We start from the raw sequence: 2,380 nt of genomic DNA, 5'->3' as shown, positions 1-2,380 counted from the left end.
CCACCGCGGGCAGTGCGCGCGGAGCGCAGGTCGTCGGTGGCGGACGTGGGCCGAGTCAGGCTCCGAAGACGCCCATCGCGCCTGCCGGGCCGAAGGGTGCGCCCAGCACGATCGGTGGCGGCAAGCCTGGCGCCGGCGGTGCTGGTGGTGTGCCCGGTGGTCCTGGTGCTGCGGGCAAGGGGCCTGCGGGCACGATGACGCCTGGCGGCGCCAGTGGCGTAGGGCCCGAGGCGAACAGGGCTGCTGCGGCTGGCGCGGCCAAGGGTGGCGCGGCCGGCAAGGGTTCTGCGTCGCTCATGTCGCCTGCGGCCGGCGCGGCCAAGGGTGAGGGCGAGGAGGACGGCGAGCACGTGCGCAAGTACGGCGTCGACTCCGACGACGTGTTCGGCGACGAACGCATGGTGGTGCAGTCCGTCATCGGCGAAGACCCGAAGGACCAGTAATCCCTTGAGCTCACCAGGTTCTGTGGTTCTGTCCACAGTGGAGTTCGCCGTGGTCTGGGAGGCGCAACGCCTCCCGGCCGCGCACGTCGCGCTCGACACGCGGATTCCCTCCATCACCCACACCGAGAAGGCCGAGGTGGTGAAGCGGGCCTGGGAGTCGCTGGAGGCACGCGGCCTGGCCCGCAACGGCCGGGTCGTGCCCGAGCTCGCGGACGGGTTCGCGTTGCTGGCGAACCCGCAGGTGTCGATCGACCTGTGGATCTGGGCCGACCGGCAGATCAGCGGGCTCGCCGCTGCCATCGGGGACGAGGCGATCCTGGCGGTGCAGGACCGCGACGAGATGTGGTTGATCGAAGCCCGTGGCACCGCTCTCGCCGAGGCGGCGGTCTCCGTCGCCGGCGAGATGCCGGCCGGGTTCGGACGTTCGATCAGCCTGCCCTACGACGATCTGGTGGCCGCGGCCAAGGACGTCGGGCTGGACGCGCAGCGGATGATCACCACGCTGGAGCGGCAGGGAATGCGGCTCGGCGACGCCCAGGAGCTCGCCGGGATGCTCGACGGCACGTCCACGCGCGGGCAGTTCGGCGTGCAGCGCAACGGGCAGCGCGCTGGCCGTGTCGTTTCCTTCCACGACACCCACAACGGGCGCTACCTCCGTCAGCTCAAGCCGAGCAGCGACGGGCGCAAGTGGTGCACCATCACGCCGGTCGACAACCATCGCCTGGCCGCCTCCATCTGGGAGCTCCTGCAAGAGGTCTGATCACGGAACGTCGACGCTCACCCCCGCGTCATAACACTCGACATCACCCGACCGGCGTTGAAAGGGCGAATCGTCGCCCTTCTCGGCGCAATTCGTTCTATGGTCGTCGAGCAGACACTGAGGGGGTAGGCGCGCATGACTGTGGCGAAGTTCAACAGCGAAGCCATGGAACAGTGCCGCACGACCGTGAGCAGTCAGGCCGGACAATTCGGCGCGATCGGTGACGGCTTTTCCAATCAGTACGGCAATCCGGACACTTTCGGGAAACTCGGCGCTTCCGGCGCGATCTCGAGCGCGGTGACCGCAATGGACCAGGCGGGCACGCAGGAGTTCGAGGCGGCCGAGAAGGTGCTGCGCAAGGTCGAGAGCGCGCTCGACGCGATCCAGACCAACGTCGAGGGCGTCGAGGAAGCCAACAAGAACTCCCTGAAGGCGGTGTGACGTGAGCGCGATGGACGAGGTCGTGGCACTGCCCGGCGGAGCAGAACTCGCCGCGCTCGCCGACAAGATCGAGACCGCGCAACCCCAGGCCGTGCGCGACATCGCGAACCGCTGGAAGCAGGCAGCGGGCAAATGCGGTGACCAGACGAACGTCCTGCAGAAGTCGGTCACCCAGCTCGACGGCGCCTGGGAAGGCAAGTCGGCGGACGGCTTCGTCGCCTACATGGGCAAACTCACGAAGTGCGGCACCTCGATGACCGACGCGCTCAACGGCGCCGCGACCGACCTGGAGGCGGCCGCGAACGCGTTGGAAACCGCGAAGTCCTCGATGAGCCGCATCTGCGAAACCCTCCTGAGCCGCGCCCGCCAGACGCGCCAGCAGCTCCACAACCAGCCGCAAGAGGACGTCGACAGCGTCATCCGCAGCTGCTGCGCCGAGGCCCTCGCTGACGCAAAACCCGTTGTCTCCCAGGCAGAAAACGCCGTGAACGCCGCCGCAGGAGCCCTGAAGGGCCGCCCTGGCGCGCTGTCGCCGAAGTTCTCCTCCATCGAGGACCCGAACACGCAGTCCTTCACCCCCGCTCCCGGCAAGCCGATCGAGTGGGCACCGACCCCACCACCCGACGACTCGACCAAGCCGTCCACATCGGACTCCCAGCCGAAGACCGCCGCCTCCGAGCACGGCGGTGGAGGTGGCGGCGGCAGTGCTTCCGGTGGCGGCGGTGGCGGAGGCGGC

At 69.0% G+C, this 2,380-nt stretch carries 3 protein-coding genes and 1 pseudogene; all 4 read left to right on the top strand.

The window, feature by feature from the left end:
- A pseudogene (locus FXN61_RS48775) lies at window positions 1-443 on the top strand (hypothetical protein); the annotation flags it as partial.
- A 4-nt stretch (window positions 444-447) separates the two neighbouring features.
- Window positions 448-1,203 carry an ESX secretion-associated protein EspG gene (locus FXN61_RS48770; RefSeq protein ID WP_167980543.1) on the top strand — a complete coding sequence of 252 codons (756 nt, stop codon included), beginning with the start codon at window positions 448-450 and terminating at the stop codon, window positions 1,201-1,203.
- Between the two features lie 135 nt (window positions 1,204-1,338).
- A complete protein-coding gene (locus tag FXN61_RS48765; RefSeq protein WP_167980542.1) occupies window positions 1,339-1,644 on the top strand; it encodes a hypothetical protein in 306 nt (101 codons plus the stop codon).
- A 10-nt stretch (window positions 1,645-1,654) separates the two neighbouring features.
- Window positions 1,655-2,380 (top strand): WXG100 family type VII secretion target (locus FXN61_RS48760; protein WP_188136305.1); only part of this gene is annotated, 726 nt, incomplete at its 3' end.

Origin of the sequence: Lentzea indica, from assembly GCF_012184385.1 — a bacterium.
Taxonomy (GTDB): domain Bacteria; phylum Actinomycetota; class Actinomycetes; order Mycobacteriales; family Pseudonocardiaceae; genus Lentzea; species Lentzea indica.
Note: the sequence above shows the minus strand (reverse complement) of the source record. Positions and strands in the feature narration are given on the sequence as shown.